At 63.3% G+C, this 22,029-nt stretch carries 26 protein-coding genes; all 26 read left to right on the top strand.

The genetic code is table 11. The annotated features are described in order from the left end of the window. The 26 genes from gpW to AC1Z3O_RS12145 all read left to right on the top strand — a co-directional run bounded on the left by gpW (position 1) and on the right by AC1Z3O_RS12145 (position 21,739). On the top strand, positions 1-246 hold the full coding sequence (gene gpW / locus AC1Z3O_RS12270) for a gpW family head-tail joining protein (RefSeq protein ID WP_483515994.1): 246 nt from the start codon (positions 1-3) through the stop codon (positions 244-246). After that, positions 246-1,925 carry a phage portal protein gene (locus AC1Z3O_RS12265; RefSeq protein WP_483515993.1) on the top strand — a complete coding sequence of 560 codons (1,680 nt, stop codon included), beginning with the start codon at positions 246-248 and terminating at the stop codon, positions 1,923-1,925. Before gpW ends, AC1Z3O_RS12265 begins: the two co-directional genes overlap by 1 nt. Continuing rightward, positions 1,922-2,788, top strand: coding sequence for a S49 family peptidase (locus AC1Z3O_RS12260; protein ID WP_483515992.1), 867 nt, complete (start codon positions 1,922-1,924; stop codon positions 2,786-2,788). Before AC1Z3O_RS12265 ends, AC1Z3O_RS12260 begins: the two co-directional genes overlap by 4 nt. Positions 2,789-2,814: 26 nt before the next feature. Next, positions 2,815-3,456, top strand: a complete 642-nt coding sequence (locus AC1Z3O_RS12255) for a hypothetical protein (protein WP_483515991.1) — start codon at positions 2,815-2,817, stop codon at positions 3,454-3,456. 27 nt (positions 3,457-3,483) lie between these two features. Continuing rightward, positions 3,484-4,131, top strand: coding sequence for a head decoration protein (locus AC1Z3O_RS12250; protein ID WP_483515990.1), 648 nt, complete (start codon positions 3,484-3,486; stop codon positions 4,129-4,131). Between the two features lie 72 nt (positions 4,132-4,203). Then, entirely contained in the window at positions 4,204-5,241 is a 1,038-nt protein-coding gene (locus AC1Z3O_RS12245) for a major capsid protein (RefSeq protein WP_483515989.1), read from the top strand. After that, entirely contained in the window at positions 5,241-5,636 is a 396-nt protein-coding gene (locus tag AC1Z3O_RS12240) for a head-tail joining protein (RefSeq protein WP_483515988.1), read from the top strand. Before AC1Z3O_RS12245 ends, AC1Z3O_RS12240 begins: the two co-directional genes overlap by 1 nt. A gap of 2 nt (positions 5,637-5,638) precedes the next feature. Then, positions 5,639-6,202: an ABC transporter permease gene (locus tag AC1Z3O_RS12235; protein ID WP_483515987.1), complete on the top strand. Its 564-nt coding sequence runs from the start codon at positions 5,639-5,641 to the stop codon at positions 6,200-6,202. Between the two features lie 8 nt (positions 6,203-6,210). Next, positions 6,211-6,405, top strand: coding sequence for a DUF2635 domain-containing protein (locus AC1Z3O_RS12230; RefSeq protein ID WP_483515986.1), 195 nt, complete (start codon positions 6,211-6,213; stop codon positions 6,403-6,405). Further along, positions 6,402-7,883, top strand: a complete 1,482-nt coding sequence (locus AC1Z3O_RS12225) for a phage tail sheath subtilisin-like domain-containing protein (protein ID WP_483515985.1) — start codon at positions 6,402-6,404, stop codon at positions 7,881-7,883. The genes AC1Z3O_RS12230 and AC1Z3O_RS12225 overlap by 4 nt, the downstream gene beginning before the upstream one ends. A 48-nt stretch (positions 7,884-7,931) precedes the next feature. Next, the gene (locus AC1Z3O_RS12220; protein WP_483515984.1) at positions 7,932-8,303 is read left to right on the top strand and encodes a phage tail tube protein; all 372 of its coding nucleotides are present in this window, start codon (positions 7,932-7,934) and stop codon (positions 8,301-8,303) included. 3 nt (positions 8,304-8,306) lie between these two features. Then, positions 8,307-8,597, top strand: a complete 291-nt coding sequence (locus AC1Z3O_RS12215) for a phage tail assembly protein (RefSeq protein WP_483515983.1) — start codon at positions 8,307-8,309, stop codon at positions 8,595-8,597. A gap of 119 nt (positions 8,598-8,716) precedes the next feature. Then, positions 8,717-10,600 (top strand): lytic transglycosylase domain-containing protein, encoded by a 1,884-nt coding sequence (locus AC1Z3O_RS12210; RefSeq protein ID WP_483515982.1) that lies wholly within the window; start codon positions 8,717-8,719, stop codon positions 10,598-10,600. Next, positions 10,597-12,033 (top strand): DNA circularization protein, encoded by a 1,437-nt coding sequence (locus AC1Z3O_RS12205; protein WP_483515981.1) that lies wholly within the window; start codon positions 10,597-10,599, stop codon positions 12,031-12,033. The genes AC1Z3O_RS12210 and AC1Z3O_RS12205 overlap by 4 nt, the downstream gene beginning before the upstream one ends. A 15-nt stretch (positions 12,034-12,048) precedes the next feature. Next, positions 12,049-13,140, top strand: a complete 1,092-nt coding sequence (locus AC1Z3O_RS12200) for a phage baseplate assembly protein (RefSeq protein ID WP_483515980.1) — start codon at positions 12,049-12,051, stop codon at positions 13,138-13,140. Next, complete coding sequence (locus tag AC1Z3O_RS12195; protein ID WP_483515979.1) at positions 13,137-13,724, top strand: phage baseplate assembly protein V; 588 nt, start codon at positions 13,137-13,139, stop codon at positions 13,722-13,724. The genes AC1Z3O_RS12200 and AC1Z3O_RS12195 overlap by 4 nt, the downstream gene beginning before the upstream one ends. A 3-nt stretch (positions 13,725-13,727) precedes the next feature. Then, positions 13,728-14,174, top strand: coding sequence for a phage GP46 family protein (locus AC1Z3O_RS12190; protein ID WP_483515978.1), 447 nt, complete (start codon positions 13,728-13,730; stop codon positions 14,172-14,174). Then, positions 14,174-15,283, top strand: a complete 1,110-nt coding sequence (locus AC1Z3O_RS12185; protein WP_483515977.1) for a baseplate J/gp47 family protein — start codon at positions 14,174-14,176, stop codon at positions 15,281-15,283. The genes AC1Z3O_RS12190 and AC1Z3O_RS12185 overlap by 1 nt, the downstream gene beginning before the upstream one ends. Positions 15,284-15,291: 8 nt before the next feature. Next, complete coding sequence (locus tag AC1Z3O_RS12180) at positions 15,292-15,960, top strand: YmfQ family protein (protein WP_483515976.1); 669 nt, start codon at positions 15,292-15,294, stop codon at positions 15,958-15,960. A 22-nt stretch (positions 15,961-15,982) separates the two neighbouring features. Further along, positions 15,983-16,534, top strand: coding sequence for a gp53-like domain-containing protein (locus AC1Z3O_RS12175; RefSeq protein WP_483515975.1), 552 nt, complete (start codon positions 15,983-15,985; stop codon positions 16,532-16,534). A gap of 2 nt (positions 16,535-16,536) precedes the next feature. Next, complete coding sequence (locus AC1Z3O_RS12170) at positions 16,537-16,950, top strand: tail fiber assembly protein (protein ID WP_483515974.1); 414 nt, start codon at positions 16,537-16,539, stop codon at positions 16,948-16,950. A gap of 55 nt (positions 16,951-17,005) precedes the next feature. Further along, positions 17,006-19,447 (top strand): hypothetical protein, encoded by a 2,442-nt coding sequence (locus AC1Z3O_RS12165; RefSeq protein WP_483515973.1) that lies wholly within the window; start codon positions 17,006-17,008, stop codon positions 19,445-19,447. Between the two features lie 68 nt (positions 19,448-19,515). Beyond that, positions 19,516-20,235, top strand: a complete 720-nt coding sequence (locus tag AC1Z3O_RS12160) for a GDSL-type esterase/lipase family protein (protein ID WP_483515972.1) — start codon at positions 19,516-19,518, stop codon at positions 20,233-20,235. 76 nt (positions 20,236-20,311) lie between these two features. After that, entirely contained in the window at positions 20,312-20,725 is a 414-nt protein-coding gene (locus AC1Z3O_RS12155; RefSeq protein ID WP_483515971.1) for a hypothetical protein, read from the top strand. A 1-nt stretch (position 20,726) separates the two neighbouring features. Then, positions 20,727-21,197, top strand: a complete 471-nt coding sequence (locus AC1Z3O_RS12150) for a glycoside hydrolase family 24 protein (protein ID WP_483515970.1) — start codon at positions 20,727-20,729, stop codon at positions 21,195-21,197. Beyond that, on the top strand, positions 21,194-21,739 hold the full coding sequence (locus AC1Z3O_RS12145) for a DUF2514 family protein (RefSeq protein WP_483515969.1): 546 nt from the start codon (positions 21,194-21,196) through the stop codon (positions 21,737-21,739). The genes AC1Z3O_RS12150 and AC1Z3O_RS12145 overlap by 4 nt, the downstream gene beginning before the upstream one ends. Positions 21,740-22,029 lie beyond the last annotated feature (290 nt).

The following is a 22,029-nucleotide window of genomic DNA, read 5'->3' as shown; positions in this document are numbered from 1 at the left end:
ATGGCAATCACGGATGGAATGAGCGCTGCAGACATGCAGTCGAGGCTGGCCGCCCTTCAGGCGGCGTACTTCGATCTGTCGGCCGGGGCTCAGCTCGTGACGGCCACTTATAACCAGGGCGACGGGACGAAATCCGTCACCTACAAGCCGACGGACCTCATGCAGATCCATCGCGGCATCCTGATGCTTCAGAAGGCCCTCGGAATCATCAACTGCTATCCGCGCTCGCGTCGGGTATTGTTCTAATGCCATCACTCATCGTCGACTCAACGGGTAAGCCCTTCGGGGATGCGCCCGCCGGCGGTCGTGCACGCGCGGAAGCTGGATGGGGCGGCCCGGGGGTTACCCAGCCGCCGTACTCCAGCCAGTTTCCCTACGAGGCATCGAGCGTCCAGACGCAGGAGATGGGTCAGTGGTTTCCGTATATCCGCTCGCCGGATTCGGAGATCAATCAGTACCGTGACCGCATGGTCGCGCGCCAGCGTGACCTGGTGCGCAATGACGGCTGGGCAAGCGGTGGCATCACGCGCATCCTCGATAACACCGTCGGCGCGCACCTTCGCCTCTCGGCGAACCCGGACTGGCGAGCACTCTCGCGTTTCAGCAAGAAATTCGACGCCGTGTGGGGCGATGAGATCCGCCAGGCGATTGAGTCGCTTTGGCGCGGGTTCTCCGAGGATCTCGGTCGGTTCAATGATGTCGGCCGTGAACTGACCGTTTCTCAGCAATTGCGGCTCTCGCTGCGACATAAGCTGATTGACGGCGAGTCGCTGTTCGTCAATTACTGGATGCCGGAGCGGATTGGCCGCGGCGCCGCGCAGTATGCGACGGCGTTCATGGTCGTCGATCCGGATAGGCTGTCGAACCCGTATCAGATGGTCGATCAGAAGTATCTGCGCGGCGGCGTCGAGATCGACGACAACGGGGTGCCGATCGCATATCACATCCGCAAGGCCCACCAGAACGACTGGTACAACGCGACTGAGTCGATGGAGTGGGAGCGTGTCGAGAGAGAGGATGACGACGGCTGGCGTCGTGTCATTCACGACTTCGAGCGCGATCGGGCGGGGCAACACCGCGGCATCGGCGTATTCACCCCAGTTCTTGCGCACGCGAAGATGCTGGCGCGCTACTACGGCGTCGAACTCCAGGCCGCGACCGTGGCGACGATCTTCGGTACGTACGTCACGAGCCCGTACGATCCGGCAATGATCGAGGCCGCGATGGACGCTGATCGTGGCGACCAGGAGTTGGGCTTCTATCAGGACCTCCGCGCGGACTGGGCGAAAGATCGGCCTGCAATGCTCAATGGTGTCCGAGTTCCGACGCTCGCGCCGGGCGAAGAGATCAAGCAGGTGGCCGCAGCCCATCCGCACAGCGGCTTTGAGGATTTCGCTCACGAAATGCTCCGCTCGATCGCCGCGGCGCTCGGCGTATCCGCGGAACAGATCACGCAGGACTGGAGCAAGACGAATTACTCGAGCGCCCGCGCCGCGCTGCTCGAGAGCTGGAAGACCCTGAGTCGCCGCAGCGCCGAATTCAAGATCGGCACCGCGACGCCGCTATATGCAACTTGGTTGCAAGAAGTGCTGGAGCGCGGTGACCTCGACGATGTGCTGCCGAGTGATGCGCCTGACTTCGTGGAGGCGGCGACTGCCTACGCGCGATGCGACTGGCTCGGCGTGGCGCGTGGATGGGTGGATCCCGTCAAGGAGAAGCAAGGCGCAGTGCTTGGTATGGACGCTGGTCTGTCCACGCTCAAGCGCGAGTGCGCGGAGCAGGGGCTGGACTGGGAAGAAGTGCTGGCGCAGCGTTCGATCGAACTAAAGGCATTCGAGCGGTTTGGCATGAAGCTTCCCAGTTGGGCCGGCGCCGAGTCGGTCACCGAAGCCTCCGCTCCACAACCAGAGCCGCAACCGCAATGAAAAATCTCCCCTTCCTGGCTCAGCGGCTGTTCAACACGCCGCTCGCCATCACTCCTGCGAAGGCAGAGATGGTGATGGCCGCGCTCGCTGATCGACTCGGTATCACCAAGCTGTTCCGTCCGAATGGCGAGCTGCTCGCGATGAGTGATTTCGGCCTCGACGAGGACGAAGACGAGCCGGACTATCGCTATTACGATGTCGTGGCTGGCGTGGCGGTGATCCCGATCACGGGCACGCTGGTGCAAAAATCGGGATACATGCGCCCGACGTGCGGCATGACGGGGTACGACGGCATCCGAGCGAACCTCAGCGTGGCGCTAGAGGATCCGACGGTTCGCGCGATTATGCTCGACATCGATAGCGGCGGCGGCGAAGTCGCCGGCTGCTTCGACCTGGTCGACGCAATCTACGGCGCCCGTGGCAAGAAGCCGATTTGGGCGGTGCTGTCGGAGAGCGCCTACTCGGCGGCGTACGCAATTGCGAGCGCGGCGGACAAGATTACGGTCCCCCGCACGGGTGGAACCGGATCGGTGGGCGTCATCTGCGCGCACGTTGATTTCTCCAAGGCGCTCGCCAAGGATGGAATCGCCGTCACAATGATTCACTACGGCGCGCGCAAGGCAGATGGCAATCCATACAACCCGCTTTCGGACGAGGCGCTTGCGCGCTACCAGGCGGACGTCGACGCGATGGGTGAACTTTTCGTCAAGACCGTCGCGCGGAATCGAAAGCTCTCTGTGGCCGCAGTGCGCGGCACGCAGGCAACAACGTTCCTCGGCGCCGACGGCGTAGAGATCGGCTTCGCTGACGCCGTGATGGCGCCAGACGAGGCGTTTCACTCCCTGCTCGCAGAGCTGGGCTGACATTCCCCACCCAAGAGGTTCTAAATATGAGTATTCGCACCCTCGCGGCGCGCGGGCTCTCGTTCGCCCATCTCGCCGGTATTGGCTCTCGCTCAGCTCGTGCTGAGGACGATCAGCGCGAAGATGAAGACGAGCGCGCGGAGGACGACGATGAGAAAGAGAAGGATCGTGACGACGGCGACGCCAGCGGCTCAAAAGGAAAAAAGGGCCGTCGAGCCGAAGACGACCGGGACGACGAGGACGCCGAAGACGACGAACTCGAGGAAGACGATTCGGACAAGGGCAAGAAGGGCAAGAAGGCTGCCGACGACGAAGACGACGAGCGTGCCGAAGACGATGACGACGAGGATGAAATGAGCGGCAAGAGTGCAGCCGCCAACGCTCGTCGCCGCGAGCGCGCGCGCTGCGCTGCCATCATGGGTTGCAAGGCAGCCGCCCGCAACGTCGAGTTGGCCGCGAATCTGGCGTTCAACACCCGCATGACTCGGCAAGAAGCGATTGCGGTGCTGAAGGCCACGCCGGGAGCATCGGCTAGTGCCGATCGTCCGCAGCGTTCAGCCCGGAATCCGCAGCTCGGCGCAGGTGGTGAACTCCAGCGCCATCCGCAGCGTGAAGCGGCTGCCGGTTGGGATCGAGCCTTCTCGAAAGCAACCGGCAAGCGCGCCTAACCCCGACATCCACAGAGAGGAATTCTCATGAGCTACGTTTCTCGCGCTCCGCTTTACGAGGCTTGGCACCCGGGCGGCTTTTTGGTTTCCCAGCCAAACGGCCATCGCCACATCGATCGCGGCACCTTTACGGGCGGCGTCAAGGTGATGCCCGGCACGGTGATGGGCAAGCAGACGGTCGGCACCACTGCCGTGGCAGCAGCGCTCGGCACAAACACGGGCAATGGCACCTTCGGTGCGATCACGGTGGGCGCGGCCCAAGTCGGCGCTTATACCGTCGAATTCGACGACGCAACGCACTTCGTCGTCTCGGACCCGACCGGTAGGCAGGTCGGACACGGCGTTACCGGCGTCGCCTATTCGGCGGGTGGCGTGGGCTTCACGATCGCTGCAGGGGGTACGGCCTTCGCTGCCGGCGACAGCTTCACGGTCACCGTGGCGCCCGGATCCGGCAAGTGGGCGCCCTGCGTCAAGACCGCTACGGACGGGTCGCAAGTCGCCGCGGGCATCTCTTTCGGTCTGGTCGACGCGACCCTGAATGATATGCCTGGCGCTCTGGTAGTGCGTGCATGCGAGGTGAACACCGCCGAGCTTGTGTGGGACGCCTCCATGGACGCCCCAGCTCAAGCGGCCGCTCTTGCGCAACTGCTGGCGCTGGGAATCGTCTCGCGCTGATCTGCGCATACCACCTCACACGAAACAGACAGGCCGCCTTCGGGCGGCTTTTTCATTTGAAGGAGCCGTTCAATGGCATCGCTTGACATCTTCAATCAGGATCCGTTTTCGACTGTCAGCCTGACCGCGGCGGTGGACAAATACCCGTACCAGCCGCAGACGCTGGGCGAACTGGGCATCTTCGACGACGATCCCATTCGCACGACTGCTCTCGTGGTCGAGCAGCGCCAAGGCCAGCTTGTGGTGATCCCGCTGAGCGAGCGCGGCGAAGAAGGTACGCAGCGCACGACCGAAAAGCGCCAGGCGCGCTACTTCGACGTGCCGCGCCTTCGCCATGCGGACACCATCTACGCGAACGAGCTGCAGAACATTCGCGCATTCGGCACGGAGTCCGAGCTGATGCAGGTGCAGGACGAAGTGGCCCGCCGCCTCGCCGGCCCGACCGGTCTACTTAAGAACATCGAGTACACCTGGGAATTCCAGCGACTCGCCGCCGTGCAGGGCAAGTTCACGGACGCAGACGGGACCGTCCGTTATGACTGGTTCCAAGAGTTCGGCATCACGCAGGCGACCGAGGTCGGCTTCAACCTGGCGGCCGGCACGGCAAACTCGCTGCGCCCGATCTGCAATCAGATCACCCGCTCGATGGCGCGCAAGGCACAAGGCTCTTTCACACCGTCGACGAAGGTCTTCGCGCTGTGCGGCGATTCGTTTTACGACTCGTTCGTGAACCATCCCGACGTGATCCGCACGTTCGTGAACTGGAGTGACGCGCAGGAGATCCGCAGCGGCAATTCTGGCGGCGCGTTCCAGGCATTCGAGTTCGGCGGCATTCGCTGGCTGAACTACCGCGGCTCGGACGACAACACGACCATCAAGATCGCTGACGACAAGGTGAAGTTCTTCCCTGTCGGCGCACCCGGTATCTTCCGCCGCGCGCTGGCTCCAGGCGAGTCGTTCCAGTGGGTCAACACCCCCGGCAAGCCGGTGTACGTGGTCCCGATCATGGATCGTGATCGCAATGAGTGGTGGAAGATGGAAGTATCGAGCTACCCGCTGCACATCTGCACCCGCCCGGAAGTCCTGCTGTCCGGTCGTTCGGAGGCGTAATGCCTATCAACTGGGACAAGATGGTACTTGGCCCGCTGATTGGCGTCTTCGGTGAGCCGGTGACGTACAGGCCGGTCGCCGGAGGCATTCTGTCCATCACGGGGGTCTTTGATGACGCCTACCTCAAAGAGGTGATGTTCGAGGACGCCACGACAGGGGTCACGGAGGTGTCGGCGGTTCTGGGCGTTCAAGTCAGCCAGTTCCCGAGCCCGCCGGCACAGAACGATTGGCTCTCCGTCGGCGGGTCGACCTTCGTGGTGCGCGCCGCGAGGCCAGACGGGCGCGGCGGCATGAAGTTGCTGCTCAGCAGGACGGCAGGTGAGTTGCCGAGCCTTCCCGACGCCAGTGGCATTGACGGCGTAGTGAACGGGGTGCTACCGGGCGCAGTGGGGTAATCATGACGACGTCCGCAGACATCCGTTCCCTGTTCGTAACTGCGCTCAAGGGAGCGACCGACGCTGGTCAAGCCGTCTACTCGCCCTTCGATTGGCCCACATCGCCGACGTCATACCCGAACGTCCTGGTGCATGCAAGGCGGGAACGCAAGGTGTCGCTTGGGCCGAACGTGCCCCAGTTCGATGTCTACGCGACGATCGAGATCATCGCCAGAACGAAGGCGGCCGCCGAGTATGAGAGCGCCGGTTCAGCGGTAGCGCTGGCCGCTGCAGAGCGGCTGAAGGCGCAGATCGAGACCGCGCTCATCAACAACCCGGCAATCTGGCTCGATCCGAACGGCGGGCAGCGGCTGGAGCAGTTCACGTCGGTGGAATCGGAGTTGAACACCTCCTCGGAAGGCGACATGCCGATGGCCGAGTTGGCGCTCCAGCTCGAAGTGAAGTTCTACCAGGGCCCAGAGGACTTCTTCCCCATCCCGGCGGTACCGCTCCAGACGGTAAGCCTTGCTGTGGCGGAGCCCGATGGCACGACACAACCCGGCCTGTCGATCACTCTCCCTCAATAGGAAAGCCCATGTTCGTAAAACCAGCGCCGGGGATCAAATTGCGTGACCCGGTGACGCAGCAATTCATCCCCGACGAAGGCCAGGCGGTTGACGATTTCGACCTCTATTGGGTTCGGCGGGTCAACGACGGCGACGCCGTGAAGGTAGACGCGATCGCTTCCACTCCTGCCGGCCAGATCGAAGCTCCGGAGAATGCCAAGTGACCATTCCTTTCAAGCAAATCCCCAGCAATCTCCGGGTTCCGCTGTTCTACGCCGAGCTGGACAACAGCAACGCCAACTCCGGCGCCACTACCCAGCGCGCGCTGATCATCGGCCAGATGACGTCCGGCGGCACGGGCGTCGCGGGCGTGCCGCAGATTTCCCAGGGCGCCACAGAAGCCAAGACGGTCGGCGGCCAGGGCTCGATGCTCGCGCTGATGGCAGCCGCCTATCGCGCTGCTGACCCGTTTGGCGAGGTGTGGTATTTGCCGCTGGCGGATGACCCGTCGGCAGTAGCGGCAAGCGGCACCATCGCCTTCACCGCTGCCGCCACGGCACCCGGCGTCCTGTATCTGTACATCGCCGGCCAGCGCGTGACGTTGCCCGTGGCGTCGGCGCAGACCACGGCGCAGTTGGCAACGGCGCTGGCGGCGGCCATCAACGCCATTGGCGACCTGCCGGTCACGGCGATCGCCTCGTCGACGACGGTGACGGTCACTGCGAAGAACAAGGGTCTGGCCGGCAACGACATCGACCTGCGCCTGAACTACCGCGGCGCGGCTGACGGGGAGGCGCTTCCGGCCGGCCTGGCGGCCACGATCGCGGCTATGGCGAACGGTGCGGTGAACCCGAGCCTGGGTACGCCGCTAGCGAACCTGCTGGACAAGGAATTCGACTTCATCGTTTTCCCGTACACGGACACGACTTCGCTGGACGCGGTCAAGGCGTTCCTCTCCAGCACGACCGGCCGATGGAGCTGGAGCAAGCAGATCTACGGCCACGCCTTCGCGGCGATCCGTGGCACGCTCGGCAGCCTAACCACGTTCGGCACCGCTCGCAACGACGAGCACGTCTCGATCATGGGATTCAACGATTCGCCGACGCCGGCGTGGATCTGGGCGGCCGACTTGGCCGGCACGGTGGCCACATCGGTGCGCGCGGATCCGGCCCGACCGGTGCAGACGCTGGCCCTGTCCACGGCATTGGCGCCGCCGCTGCAAAGCCGCTTCGCCCTGACGGACCGCAATGTGCTCCTGTGGGATGGCATTTCGACATTCGACGTGGCGGCGGACGGTACGGTCTCGATCGAGAACCTGATCACGACCTACCAACTCAACAGCTTCGGCCAGCCGGACAACAGCTACCTCGAGGCAGAGACGCTGTTCACGTTGGCGTACGTGCTGCGGCAACTGCGGTCCGTGGTGACGAGCAAGTACTCGCGCATGAAGCTGGCTGCGGACGGGACTCGATTCGCGCCGGGATCGGCAATCGTCACGCCGGCGATCATTAAGGCTGACCTGATCGCGCAGTACCAGACGCTGGAATACAACGGCTTCGTGCAGAAGAGCCAGGAGTTCGCTCAAGGGTTGCTCGTGCAGCAGAACGCCACGAACCCGAATCGTGTCGATGTGCTGTATCCGGCTACCCTGATCGCGCAACTGCGGATCTTCTCGTTGCTGATGCAGTTCTCGCTGTCCTAACCCGACCGGCCGCCTTCGGGCGGCTCTTTCATTTCTGGAGAGCCCTAAATGGCAAATCCGAACCGCCTTGCCGGTACAGCAAGCCTGACGGTCGACGGCGTCAACTACCTGCTGGTCGGCGACTTCGAATACAACCCTTCGACGGTGACGCGCGAGTCCCTGGTTGGCATGGACGATGTCCACGGCTTCAGCGAGAAGAAGCGCGTCGGCTCGATCGCCGGCACACTGCGCGACACCGGCGGCCTGACCGTCTCCGACCTCAACGGGATGGACAACGTAACCGTGGTCGCGCAGCTGGCGAACGGCAAGACCATCATTGGCCGCAACATGTGGACGGTAGAGGACCAGACCGTGAAGTCCACCGACGCCACTATCGAAGTCCGGTGGGAAGGTCCTGCCGTTTCCGAAACGACGATCTAAGCCATGGCACAACAACCCGAAGAAAAGACGATCATGCTGCGCAAGCCGGTCAAGCTCGGCGCCGGCGAGACGGAAGTGGTCTACGACAAGCTGAATTTGCGCGAGCCGACTGCAGGCGAGTTGGACAGGGCCAGCAGCGCCTCGACCAACATTGGCATCGGCATCATGCTGATCCACCTCGTTTCCGGCATGCCCAAGGCCGCCGTCGAGAAGCTCTCGCAGCGCGACTTCACCGAGGCGAACGAGTACCTCGGGGGTTTTACCGACGATGGCCCGACGGATGCGGAAGCGTAGTCGCTGATGTCACGCACTTCTTCCGCTGGGGGCCAGAGGATGCGTGGCGGCTAAGCCTGTCCCGGCTGCAGTGGTGGCTGGAGCAGGCGGCGCGAATCAAACGGCAAATGGAGCAGTAAATGGCGGCAGCATCGACGTTTCAGGTCACGATTTCTGCGGTGGACAAGGCAACCGCCTCGATCCGTAAGATCAAGGCGTCGATCGCCAATGTCACGAAGCCGGCGACGGACCTCAAGGCGTCATTCGCCTCCCTAAGCAAGGAAGCCGGCCTCGACCGCGTCGCGAAGGGCATTCGGTCGATCGGAGGCGCCGCCCAGGATGCCGCTCGCCATGTCGGCTCGATGGTGCCCGCCTTTGCGGCCATCGCTGGCATCGGGACGGTGGCCGGCATTGCCGCGCTTGCGAATGAGTGGGGCAGGGCCGGCGCCGAGATCTCGCGCACCGCTGGTGTGTTGGGGGTGTCCGCCGGGGAGCTTCAGGCCTTCCGCGGCGCCGCGAAGCTGGCCGGGCTGTCCGCCGACGACATGACGGGCGGCATGAAGGCGCTCGGGATGACCATCCGGGATGCAACGTACGGGCGCAATCAGGAAGCGCTCGTGATGATGCACATGTTTGGCATCGAGCTGCACCGTACGAAGGCCGGCGCCGTCGACACCACGCGCGCGCTCAAGGATGTGGCTAACGCCATCGTCGCGCAAAAGGGTAACGTGCAGGCGCAGGCACAGATCGCCGGCATGTTTGGCGTCGAATCTCTTTTGCCGCTGCTGCAGAAGGGCGGGAAAGGGATCGATGAGTTCGTCGCCAAGGCGAAATCCATGGGATTGGTCATCGGTGACAAGGACCTCGCGCGCGCCGAGCACTACAACCAGACGATGCTGAGGCTCGAAGCACAGGGCACCAAGCTGAAGATGGCGTTCGGCGAGGCCATGGCTCCGGCGATGGAGCGGGTCATCACCGTCTTGGGGCGACTTGTCGACAAGTACGGCCAGGTCGCCGCGACGAAGGTCGCGGAGTACGTCGAGAAGTTTGCTAAATGGCTGGATCACGTCGACTGGGAGAAGACGGCCGAGTCGGTTGGGAAGTTCGTCGACCAGATTGGCGGCGTCAAGGGCATTGCCATCGCGCTGGCAGCGATCTCATTCGCTGGCCCCATCGCTGGCGTGCTCAGTCTGATCTCGAATTTGGCACTGATCGCGACGACAGCGGCTCCTGCTGCTGCGAGGGCTGTTGCTGGCATTGGCGCAGGGAGCGCGGCAGGCGCCACCGCTGGCGCTGCGGCGGGTGGTGGATTCTTGGCGCGGATGGGCCGGTTCCTGGTCAACCCATGGACTGCCGGCGCAATTGCGATGTTCCACTCCGGTGACACAAACGCTGGCGAGGCCGATGAGCTGGCGCGCCGGCGGGATGGTACCGGCAACGGGCAGCCAACGTCGCAGTCCTCGGCGCTGTTCTCGCGACTGGAGTCGCAGTACGGCCTGCCCGCGGGGCTGCTGGATAGCGTCTGGAATACCGAATCGTCGCGCGGCACGAAGATGAACTCGCCGGCCGGCGCGATGGGCCACTTTCAGTTCATGCCGGGCACCGCGCGGCAGTACGGCCTGGCCGATCCGTATGACCTGACGCAGTCGGCGAACGCAGCGGCGCGCATGTACAGCGATCTGCTGAAGGCGAACGGCGGTGATCTGAACAAGGCCCTCGCGGCGTACAACTGGGGGCAGGGGAACTTGGCGTCGAAGGGCATGCAGAACGCCCCCAAGGAGACTCGCGACTACATCGCCAAGGTGCGTTCGCAAATGGGGTCTCTGTATTCGGGGCAGCCTGCAGCGCTCGCGGCGGCGAACCAGCCCGGTGGGATCGGACAATCGCCCGACGCAAGCAAGGTGCAGGTCGAGATCGTGCTGTCCAATGCGCCGGCAGGAACGAAATCCTCGGTCAAGACCACAGGCAACGTCACTGCGTCCGTGCGGATCGGTAGCGCCAACGTAACAGGACCCTCTGTATGAGCGTCGCAAACATCGTTAACGCCGTTGGAAGTATTGGCGGGGTTGCTGCGGCTGCCGGGAAACTCGCTGGCCTATTTGCTGGGGGGGATTACTGGAGCCGCCTGAGGGCGGCAAGCTATAACGGCGTGCCGTTCGCGGTCCTGGATGAAAGCAGCACGTTTGGGCGCCGCTCTGTTGTCCACGAGTACCCGAACAAGGAAACGCGCCCATGGGTTGAAGACATGGGGCTACAAACCGGTTTCATCCGGATTAGTGGCTTCCTGGTCGAGAATAGCCTGGTCTACGGCGGCGGATCTGTCATCGCGCAGCGCGATAGGCTGGTGAGCAAGCTCACAGCGAAGGCTGCCGGATTGGGTACGCTGGTACATCCGACGCTTGGGACGCTTCGCGCCAATTGCATGTCGGCAGAGTTCGGCGCCTCGTGGGACCGCGGCAGGGTTATCGAGGTCAGGCTAACCTTTGTGCTTGGCGGGGATCGGCTTTACCCGGAGGCAAGGAAGCCGAGTGCAGATGCCGTGAAGTCTGCGGCCTCCGCGCTTTATACGCCGACGCTGGCAGGGTTCGTCAAGGCTCTTGCATCGGCTGTTGTGGCTGGCGCCGCGGCGATCCAGGCTGCTGTGTCTACGGTGGTCGGGTGGTATCAGGCAGTCAACGCCTTGGTACACGATGTCAAGCGGTTTTGGAACTCGATTTGCACGCTGCAAGGGAACTTTAGCCGGCTGTTTGGCGGCGGGAACTCCGGATACGCGGCCACTGCTAACAAAGCACCAAGTAATTCCACGGTATCCAGTCTGATCGCTGCGGACGCCGGCAATCGCGCTGCCATCGCGAACGCAGGCGCGGGACTAAAGACAGCCGCGGCCAACGTGCTGGCTGACCCGGCTGCATTCGCGGCTGCGGCGCAAGGCGTCACGTCAGCGCTGGCGGCTTCGGCCGCATCGCCGGCTGATGCTATCCGGCTGCTGTCGAGCCTGCTGACGTATAGTCCGGCGCCGGTCGTCGGCGCGTCACAGTCGGCCGTGGCGCAGGCGACCATGCAAGCGGCGTGCGACGACTTGCTCCGGCGGATGGTCGTCTCGCAGATTGCCGTGTCGTCGACCAGCTATCAGCCATCCTCGGCGGATGATGCTGTGGCGGTGCGCGACGCCATCGCTGGCCTGCTTGACAGCGAGATCACGACTGCGGCGGATCAGGGCGAGGATGACGTCTATCTCGCGCTGCGCACTTTGCGCGCGGCGATCGTCGAGGATTTCAATAGCCGAGGGGCTGGGCTGGCGGAGATTAAGACCTACTCGCTCGGTGATGTGTTGCCGGCTCTGGTGTTGGCGAATCGTCTGTACCGAGACCCGAGCCGCAGCGACGAGCTGGTGACGCAAGCCGATCCAGTTCACCCCGCGTTCATGCCAACCACGTTCAAGGCGCTGGCGACCTAACCTCTTGGAACCACGATGGTTGATGACGGCATCTACCTGTCGATCAACGGATACCTGCTGTCTGGCTGGACCAGCCTTCGCGTGACGTCCGGAATTGAGCGATTCCCGAGCGACTTCGAGCTCGGCATGACCGAGCTGTTCCCCGGTCAGGCGAATGACTTCGTTGTCCAGCCTGGAGACGTGTGCAAACTGATGATCGGCAGCACACCAGTCGTTACCGGGTACGTAGACCGCGTTTCGTCCGGTATGAATGCCAACATGCATGAGATCCGGGTGTCGGGGCGCGGGAAGTGTCAGGATGTACTGGATTGCGCGGCAGAGTGGCCCGGCAGCCAGATCGCTAACTGCACGGTGTTCGACATCGCGAAGAAGCTTGCCGCGCCGTATGGCGTCGACGTGAAGTGCGACGTGCCGAACCTGACGGTCATCCCGCAGCAAAACATCATGCTCGGGGAAACCGCCTACGAGATCATCGAGCGGTGCGCCAGATTTAGCGCCGTTCTGGTCTATGAGGCGCGGGGTGGCGAATTGATCCTGGCGCGTGCCAGCGACCACGCGATGTCGAGCGGTATTCACGAAGGCGTGAACCTTGAAAGCGCCTCCGTGAATCGCTCCATGGATCAGCGCTATTCGGAAGTCATGGCCGTCATGTACGGGACGAACAACTTCGCGGATCTGAACGCGCCGAACCAGACTTCCTACACGTCGACGGATGTCAACGTGCCGAGGCATAGGAAGCGCATCATCATCGCCGAGGCTGGCGAGATTGGCTGGAACGTCGGCAAGCAGCGGGCAGATTGGGAGGTGGCGCGCCGCGCCGGGCGCTCTGAAGTGCTGCATGTCGTCGTCGACAACTGGCGCGACGTGGATGGCAACCTCTGGGAGCCGAACAAGCGCATTGACATCCTGATCCCTTCACTGAAGGTGTCGCAGGTCCAGAATGGCAACCTACCGGTGACGTATCTGATCAGCGAAGTGACGCTTCACCTCGACGAAGGCGGGACGCACGCGGAACTGACGCTGATGACGCCGGACGCCTTCATCCCGCAGCCGATCCTGATTCAGAAGTTCGCCCCCGACGTAATCTCCACGGTGCCGACCCAATGAGCGAGCACGCCGGAATGATTGAGCGGCTTGCGCGCCGTGTGCTCATGTCGCTCGCCCGTGCGCTAGTGACGACGGTCAACGATGCGGGCGGGGTACAGATGATGCAGGTCAAGCTGAGCCAGCAGGAGACACGGGACAACACCCCGCGTATCAGCGAGTTTGGCATGACTTCGAATCCCCCCATTGGATCGGATGCCGTCGTGGTCTTCCTTGGCGGCGACAGATCGAACGGCGTTGTGCTGGGGACTGTGCACCAGGCGTCCAGGCCAAGGGGCCTCGCGCCTGGCGAAACCATGCTCTACAGCGAGGATGGAAAGCGGGTATATCTCACTGCCTCAGGCGGAATCATCGTCGAGGCGCAGGGTCAAGACGTGACGGTCAACGATGCGACCAACGTCACGATCAACGCTTCGGGCAAAGTCAGGATGTCAACTCCGCGACTTGAAGTAACGGGCGACATCATTGACAACGCCGGGTCGAATAGCACGACGATCGCGCAGATGCGCGCGCTGTACGACGATCATACCCACGATGGTGTGCAGACCGGATTGGGCAACACCGGCACCCCAAATAACACGATGTAAGTCATGGCAGACACATCAACCACCTGGGACTCAGCGAGCAGCCGTGGCGATTGGCAAATGGCCGGCCCTCTATTGGCGACCGGGGGCGAAATCCAAACGGCAGTGCTCATCAGCCTGTTCACCGACCGTATGGCAGACCCGGAGGACACTATCCCGGACGGGACGACCGACCCTCGGGGCTGGTGGGGCGACGACGGGAGCACGGTCAAGATCGGCTCTCGTCTCTGGTTGCTTTACCGGGAGAAGCAAACGCAGGAAACGCTGCAGCGGGCGTACGACTACATCGTCGAGGCGCTGCAGTGGCTCATTGATGATGGCGTGGTTGCGAAGTTCGATGTCATGGTTGAGTGGACCAAGACGGGGCAGCTCGGCGCGCAGGTCGTCGCTTACAAACAGGATGGGTCTACGGTCGCCAGTGCGTACTCGTGGGCATGGAACGGGGTTAGCTGATGCCGTATTCAAGGCCGCTATTGACGGATCTGCGCAAGCAGGTCGCGTCGGATATTGCGTCGAGTGTGCCCGGCTCTGATCCGCTACTGCGGATCGCGAATCTTCGGATCACCGGCGATGTGCAGGCCGGCCTGGCGCATCTCCACTACGGCTATCTGGACTGGATCGCCAAGCAGGCCGTTCCGTACACGGCCTCGGGAGAATTCCTGGAGGCGTGGGGCGCGCTGAAGAACGTCACCCGGAAGGCGGCCACGGCGGCAACAGGTATGGTCACGTTCAGTGGCGCGCCTGGTGCAGTTATCCCGGCCGGCTCAACCGTTGTTCGTGGGGATGGCGTAACGTACGCAACGCAGGCCGACGCGACCGTAAGCGGCGGCGGCGCGGCGGCAGTGACCGTGGTATGCGGAGCGGTCGGGGCGTCTGGCAACGCCGACTCCGGGACGGCGATGACGCTCGGCGCGGCGGTCACCGGGGTGCAGTCGATCGGCGCAGCATCGGCTGCGCTTACCGGTGGCGCGGACGTCGAGGGCGATGATGCGTTCTACGCTCGCGTGCTCGGTGCCTTTCAGTCAGTGCCGCAAGGGGGTGCGCAATCGGACTACGTCACCTGGGCCCTCCAGGTTGCCGGCGTTACGCGTGCCTGGGTGGTGAGAAATGGGTTCGGCACCGGCACGGTGGTCCTCTATGTCATGCTGGACAGCGCAAACGAGGCGTTCAACGGGTTCCCGCAGGGTACGGATGGCGTGGCGGCAGCCGAGCCGCGCGGCTCGGCTGCGACCGGTGACCAGCTCGCTGTCGCGAACTACCTGTATGACCTCCAGCCCGTGACGGCGCTTGTCTATGTGTGCTCGCCGATCGCGAACGCGGTCAATTTCACGATCAGCGGGCTGACGTCCGCGAGTCTCGCCACGCGCAACGCCGTCAAAACGGCCATTGCCGGCGTGCTGGAGGCGGACGGGGTGCCAGGCGGGACGGTCTACCTGTCTGCCATCGAATCCGCAATTGCCGCGGTGGCCGGCACTGCCGGCTTCGTGATCACCTCGCCAACCAGCAACATCGCCAGCGCCGCCGGGCACCTTGCAACGCTCGGCACAGTGACGTTCTCTTAAGGTGAGGAATGCCAGCACCTGTACTCACTTCTGCGGACTACCTGCGCGCGTTTCAGGCGCTCATGCCGCGCGGCAAGGTGTGGCCGCGCGACCCCGATGCCACGCAGACGAAGGTCTTGCTGGGGCTGAGCAAGGTCTACGAACGCACCACCGCGCGCGCGAATAACCTGCTGGTCGATTCGTTCCCGGCATCGACGGTGGAACTGCTGCCCGAGTGGGAGGCCACGCTTGGGCTGCCAGATCCTTGCGCCGGCGAGTCGCCAACCATCCAGCAGCGTCGGGCGCAGGTCGTGTCCCGGCTCGCGAACAACGGCGGCCAGTCGGCGCTGTATTTCATGTCCTTGGCCCAGAACCTGGGCTATCTGGTCACGGTAACGAACAACGCCCCATTCCGATGCGGACAAAGCTCGGCGGGGCAGGGAGTCGGTGGGCTGGATTGGTTCTACACCTGGACGATCAACGCGCCGCAGAGCACGCCGGTACGGTTCGCCGCCGGCAGCTCGTCTGCGGGTGAGCCGCTCGCGAGCTGGGGCAACGATGTGCTCGAGTGCGAGATCCGGGCGGCCGCTCCAGCGCACGCGATCCTGAAGTTCGCCTATAGCGATCTTCCCACCTTCGCGGACGTCGACGCGATCCGCGAACTCGTGAACGTAACGCTTCCTGCAGTCATCAGCTGACCCCTACAAGAGGGAAAAACTCATGTATCAGATTGACAATTCGACGGCAGCCACGACGCAGCCGGCGGCTACTGGCGCCGGTACCGCCGGCTATTTCACGGACGGCAACCCGGCCACCGGAACTCAGGCGACGATCGTCCCCGCAGAGTGGCTCAATGCGGTGATGATGGAGCTAATGAATGTCGTCACTGGCGCAGGGCTGACGCCGGCCAAGGGCGCCTACAATCAGGTGTATTCGGCGGTCTTGGCGCTCATCACGGGTAAGTTCACCGGCTCGAACCAATCTCTTGGCTCGAGCGGCTACCAGAAGCTACCGGGTGGATGGATCATCCAATGGGGGCAGAGCTCGACAAACGGCAGCGGCGTTGCGTCTGTGACGTGGCCGATTGCGTTCCCGAATGCCGTCGTGTTTGCCGGCGGAACTGCGACGAACGCCGGGCCCGCAAACACGATTGTTAGTGTTGACAACGTCCCAACAAAAACGGGCTCCGGTTTTTACGGGACTACCTCGTCATCTGGGGTAGCGCCAGTTGCGGCGGCCATTGGCTTCTTCTGGTTCGCTATTGGGTATTAATCATGAGCCAAAAATACGCAGCATACGACGCGCAGGGCGCCATCATCGCGTTCTACGACAGCGAGATTAGCCCGGTTCCGGCGGGCATCTCTACCATCGCCATCACCGACGACGAGTGGCAAGCGTGCTTGAGCTCGTCGCTCTACAAAGTCATCGACGGGACGCTAGTGGCGCCTACCGCCGCGCAGCTTTCCGATCAGGCCGCGGCACTGAAGGCGTCCGAGATGAGTGTGACCCGCGATTCCCTGATGGCCCAGGCAACCCAGCGCATTGCGCCGCTGCAGGATGCAGTCGACCTGGGCATGGCGACTGACATCGAGGCCGCCTCGCTCAAAGCGTGGAAGGGCTACCGCGTTACGCTCAACAGGCTGGATCTGACGGCCGCGACCGTGGACTGGCCAGCCATCCCCGCCTGATTTCCTCCACTGCGAATCCCAGCCGCCTTCGGGCGGCTTTTTTATTGCCTGAGATATGACCTACGCCACCCTCGCGGATGCAACGAACGGGTTCAAGGATGATGCTGATCGCACGCGCATTTTCAACAATGGCGGCCCGACCGAGAGCTATACGACGACGGATGGCACGCAAGTTCCGTCATTGCAGAAGATGCAGGCGGAGTGGAACGAGCAGGTCAACGTGGCTCAGGACGGCATCCTGGCTCAGGCCACTGCGCAAGCCGAAAGCGCATCCGCTTCTGCAAATGCGGCAGCGGGTTCTGTAGGCGCGGCGAAGAACAGCTTCTACGGCTCGCTTTCTACCGATCCAACGCTACGGCCGGATGGTACGGCAATGCAGTACGGGGATCGTTACTTGAACACGACCTCGAATGCTGAGAAGGTCTACGGAGCCTCTGGCTGGTTTATCCCAAACGTAGGCGCGACGAACCTTGCCAATCAGACTGATCCGGGACAGGGCGGCTATCTCGTGGGGAAGAACGGCGACACCGTTTCGAACATCCTCGACTGGGGGCCTCGCGTGCGCGGACTGCGCGCGATCATCGATGCGCTCGAGCCAATCAGCCGGCTGCCACAGCAGTGCATGCTGAAGAAGCTGCGAGCCGATTACACAGAGTTCGCCATCTACTCGCCGATGACGGCGGATGGTATCAACTGGACGCGCTGGTACTTCACAAACCGGCTGAACGTCGGGAATACCGGGTCGGCGCGCATGTACCGCGCTAGCCTTGCGCTGCTGTATGCGAGCAACATTCAGGCGCCGCAGCCGGCGAACCAGAGCAGCGGCGTAGAGGCGCAGGACGCAACGGTCAAGCAGGCCACGTCCGCCGGCACGCACACCGGCACGTGGACATCATCGGCGACCATCGGCGGGGTGACCGACGTCCGGTACAGCTCGACGGTTGGCGACAGTGTTTCCTACACGCTGACGGGCGTCGCGCGGATCGGTCTTCGCTCCTACACGAACTCCAGCAACGGCGGCATCCTCAATGTGACCGTCAAGATTGCTGGCACTGAGATCGCTGCGGCGAACTACAGGGTTCCGCTCAACGGCTCGGTGCGGACGGTCAACCTGGCAGCCATTGGCCCAGGCCTGTACTTCGTGCCGGTGGCAGACGGATTGGACCCTTCGCAGACCTACACGGTCACGCTCGCCGTCGATTCGAGCAATCCTGCCAGCGGTCGCCTCTACGACGCTGGATGCTGGGGGTATGCGGCGACCGCCTACAACGCCATGGGCCGTCATGGCACCTGGTTCCCGCAGGTCTTCTCGGCGGCCACCACCGTGGGCTGCTACCTCTCAGGGGAGAAGGGCGTCTACCAGTTCACCAATGCGACGCGCATCAAGTGGTCGTTCGTCAGCTCGCCCAACTCAGGAGTCGCCAAGCTCAAGGTGTGCGACAGCACTGGCGCGGAGGTTGCTGCCGGGTACTACAAGGCGACCTCTCAGGATTGCTATCTCGGAGCGAACAATCTGGTTACGATCACCGTGGCGGATGGGCTGCCCAAGGGCACGTACTACCTGGTGGTCGAGTCGGACATCACGAAGAACGCCTCGTCGACCGGCTATCGACTCTACGATGCGGGGGGGGCTTCCTATGACACCACGACCGCCGGGCTGCTCGGCACGGATGCGTTCGACGATCTGGGCCTGACCGGGCAGGCCATCGAGGGCACCAGCACCCTGATCGGCACTGGGAACCTGGAACTCGCCATCAAGGTGCGCAAGCCGGCCGACGCGGTTGGCGTGGCGGTGTTTGTGGGGGGCACTCACGGCAACGAGACGAATCCGACCAGCTTCGCGATGCAGGCCGATGGCAGCACCTTCGACTATGCCGGGATGGCCGCTGGCGCGACGCTGCTGGCGAACACCTTCTCGTGGGCCTATGACACCACGCTGAAGTTCCCATCGGACGGAACCCAGTTCGCGACCGCGCACTATACCGGTGTTGTCTCGCCGGCCGGGTATGGCTGCAGCGCATCGCGCACGACGACGGCAGCCGCGATCATCCATGACGACTACTCGTTCATGCTGAACGTGCCGAACACGGCGAGCGGGACGCAGGGCCTCAATGGCGGCTTCGCGAAATGCGCGATCGAGGGGGACACCAACTATGCGCCCACGGCATTCAATGGAACGGTGACGCCATTCCAGAGGCAGTGCGCAGGCATGGTGGTCTGGAACGGCCAATATGCCGCCTATGGCTTCCCGGTCAACGTCGCTGCCGTGAACGATGCCATGAAAGGCGGCGCCCTCAACCCGATCGTCAGCAGCACCGCCGGCACCGAGTCGAGGACGATCCTGCAGGACCGAACCGATGGCTTCTTCAAGCTCTACAACCGGGGCCCAACGGCTAACGACGCGAATGGCATTTCGGTCGCGGCTGGCTACTCGTTCACATCGAGAAGCGTCTACCGCTGCCTAAAGGCTGCAGGGTTGGATGTCGCTATGATGTGATTTGTATCAGTCAGGCATCGCCCCAATTGGGGGGTAGCGATTAGTGGGCATCTTGCTACCATGGTGCCATGGAACGAAATAAAGCTATCGGTCTGGCGACAGGTGTTGCGCTTCTTGCAGCCGCTGCCTTCGCATACGGAAGCTATTCGACAGCCACCAACGGGGCAGCATTTCAGGCCTTGCGGGCTGCAAAGAAGCTGGCCACGGGTAGGGATGCTGACGACATCAATGCAGCCTCGCGTCGCGCCAGACTCTCGATATTCGAGTCGTCGACCGCGAAGGCTGATGTCATTATGTTCGGCGATAGCTTGACGCAGCACATGGAGTGGTCAGAGGCATTCCAGGATGTCCGGATTGCCAACCGCGGCATCGGCGGCGACACAACCGGCGCAATGATCGATCGCCTCGATAACGTGCTCGCGCTGAAGCCGCGCAAGGTGTTCGTGATGGCGGGCGTCAACGACTTCTACCTAAGTCGCGCAGAGGTGAATGAGGTATTCGAAAACCACAAGCGCATCATCTCCCGCCTATCGCGCCACGGCGCGCAAGTCATCATACAGTCCACGCTGCACGTGGCGCACCAGAAGGGCGCTGAGCTAAATGCCAAGATCGCACAACTGAACGCGCGCCTGCGCGATTTCTGCGTAGCGGGGAACTGCCACTATGTCGATCTCAATTCGAGCTTGGCACCAGCCGGCGCCTTGGATCCGGACATGACATGGGACGGCATCCATCTGAACGGCGCCGCCTATCGCATCTGGACGCAGAAGATCTCGCCGATGATGTGACGATCCGACTTTCTTCCTCGCCTCAATGAGGCACACAGCCCGCCATATGGCGGGCTTTTTCATTTCCGGGGGTCATATGTCCGAACCAATCAGCGGTGGCGCCGTAGCGGGGGCCGCCGGCGCGGCCGCATTCAAGGCCATCGGCGGTACTGCTGGCGTGGCGGCCGGAGCCAGCGGACTCGCCGCGGTGGTGGTGATGATCATGATGCGACCGCGCACTACGGCGGAATGGGCGGTGGCGCTGATCTCGACGCTGGTTTCCAGTATCGGTGGTGGGGCAGCGGTGGTGCAGCACTTCGGGCTGCATAGTTGGGCCGGTGACTACATCGGCCTGGTGGCGCTGTTCGGGCTGGTCTTCGCATGCGGGCTGCCCGGCTGGGCGGTGGTGCGCTGGCTGTTCAACTTCATCGAGCGGCGCCGGGACAAGGATCTGGCGGACGTGATGGACGACGTGCGCGAGGCCGTGGTGGGAGGCAAGCATGGCGACTGACATGGATACCCCGAACATCCGGCCCTTCCTCGACATGCTGTCCGTGTCTGAGCTGGGCCGGGCGCTGCTGGCCAAGTCCGATAACGGCTACAACGTCCTGGTCGGCAGCACGCCGGCGGCGCCGAAGCTGTTCCGCAGCTATGCGGACCACCCGCGGCAGCTGATCCAGATCCGGCCCGGCCTATCGTCGACGGCCGCCGGACGCTATCAGCTGCTGGCGCACTGGTATGACCCATACAAGCGGCTGCTTGGTCTGAGCAACTTCAGCCCGGCGGCCCAGGACCGCATCGCCGTGCAGCAGATCCGCGAGCGTCTGGCGCTGCAGCTAATCGCCACGGGCCGCTTCGACGAGGCGGTCTCGCGCGTGCGCAATATCTGGGCTAGCCTGCCGGGCGCCGGCTACGGGCAGAACGAGCACACGCTCGACTACCTGCGCGGCGTCTACCTGCAAGCGGGTGGGGTACTCGCATGATCGCGCTGCCACAGTCCATCCTCTGGCGCGCGGTCGGCGCCGCGGCGCTGTCCGTCAGCGTGGCCGCCGGGCTGTTCGCCGCGGGTTGGGTCACCAACGGCTGGCGCAAGGACGCAGAGCTGGCAGAACTGCGCTCGAGCTGGGATCAGGAGCGTGACCGCCTAGCGCGGGCGCAGGTCGATGCCGTGAACGCGGCGCGCACTGAAGAGGGACGCCGCACTGCGGCCCAATCGGAGATTGCCAATGCTGCTACGAAACAAGCTGAATCTGCGCGCGCCGATGCTCGCGCTGCTGGCGTTGTCGCTGACCAGCTGCGCGCCCGTGTTGCCGAGCTTGTCCGTCAGTCCGCCGGTGGTACCGGCAATTCCGCCGCTGTCGGCGGTGGCGACGCAGCCGGCGATCCCCTCGGAGTGCTTGCCGACGTGCTCAGCCGGGCTGACCAGCGCGCGGGCATCCTGGCTGAATATGCTGACGCCGCCCGCATCGCCGGACAAGCCTGCGAGCGAGCCTATGGCGCACTAATCCGGCCTGGCGCTGAGTAGAGCGAGAAAAAGAGGGCATAGGAGCGGGGAGTCCCTATGCCCTCAGGCAAGTAGCAACGGGGTCAAACCACGTTGCAGAGCGGAATTATCCTGCGTTGCAGCATTCTTTTGCCCCCCACTTATGCCGGGATTCTCACGAAGAGGGGTAAAGAAATCGGCTTTGCGGCCGATTGAGGCGCCGTGCGGAGTGTCCGGCGCGCCACCGGAAAACGGTGGAGGCGTGGCTGAGTTAATTGCTATCTAGCCAGCTTCCGTGAGCCCCGAACGAATGAGAGCCCCGCGAGGACCAG

This window comes from Cupriavidus sp. 09_S30, from assembly GCF_056930435.1.
Note: the sequence above shows the minus strand (reverse complement) of the source record. Positions and strands in the feature narration are given on the sequence as shown.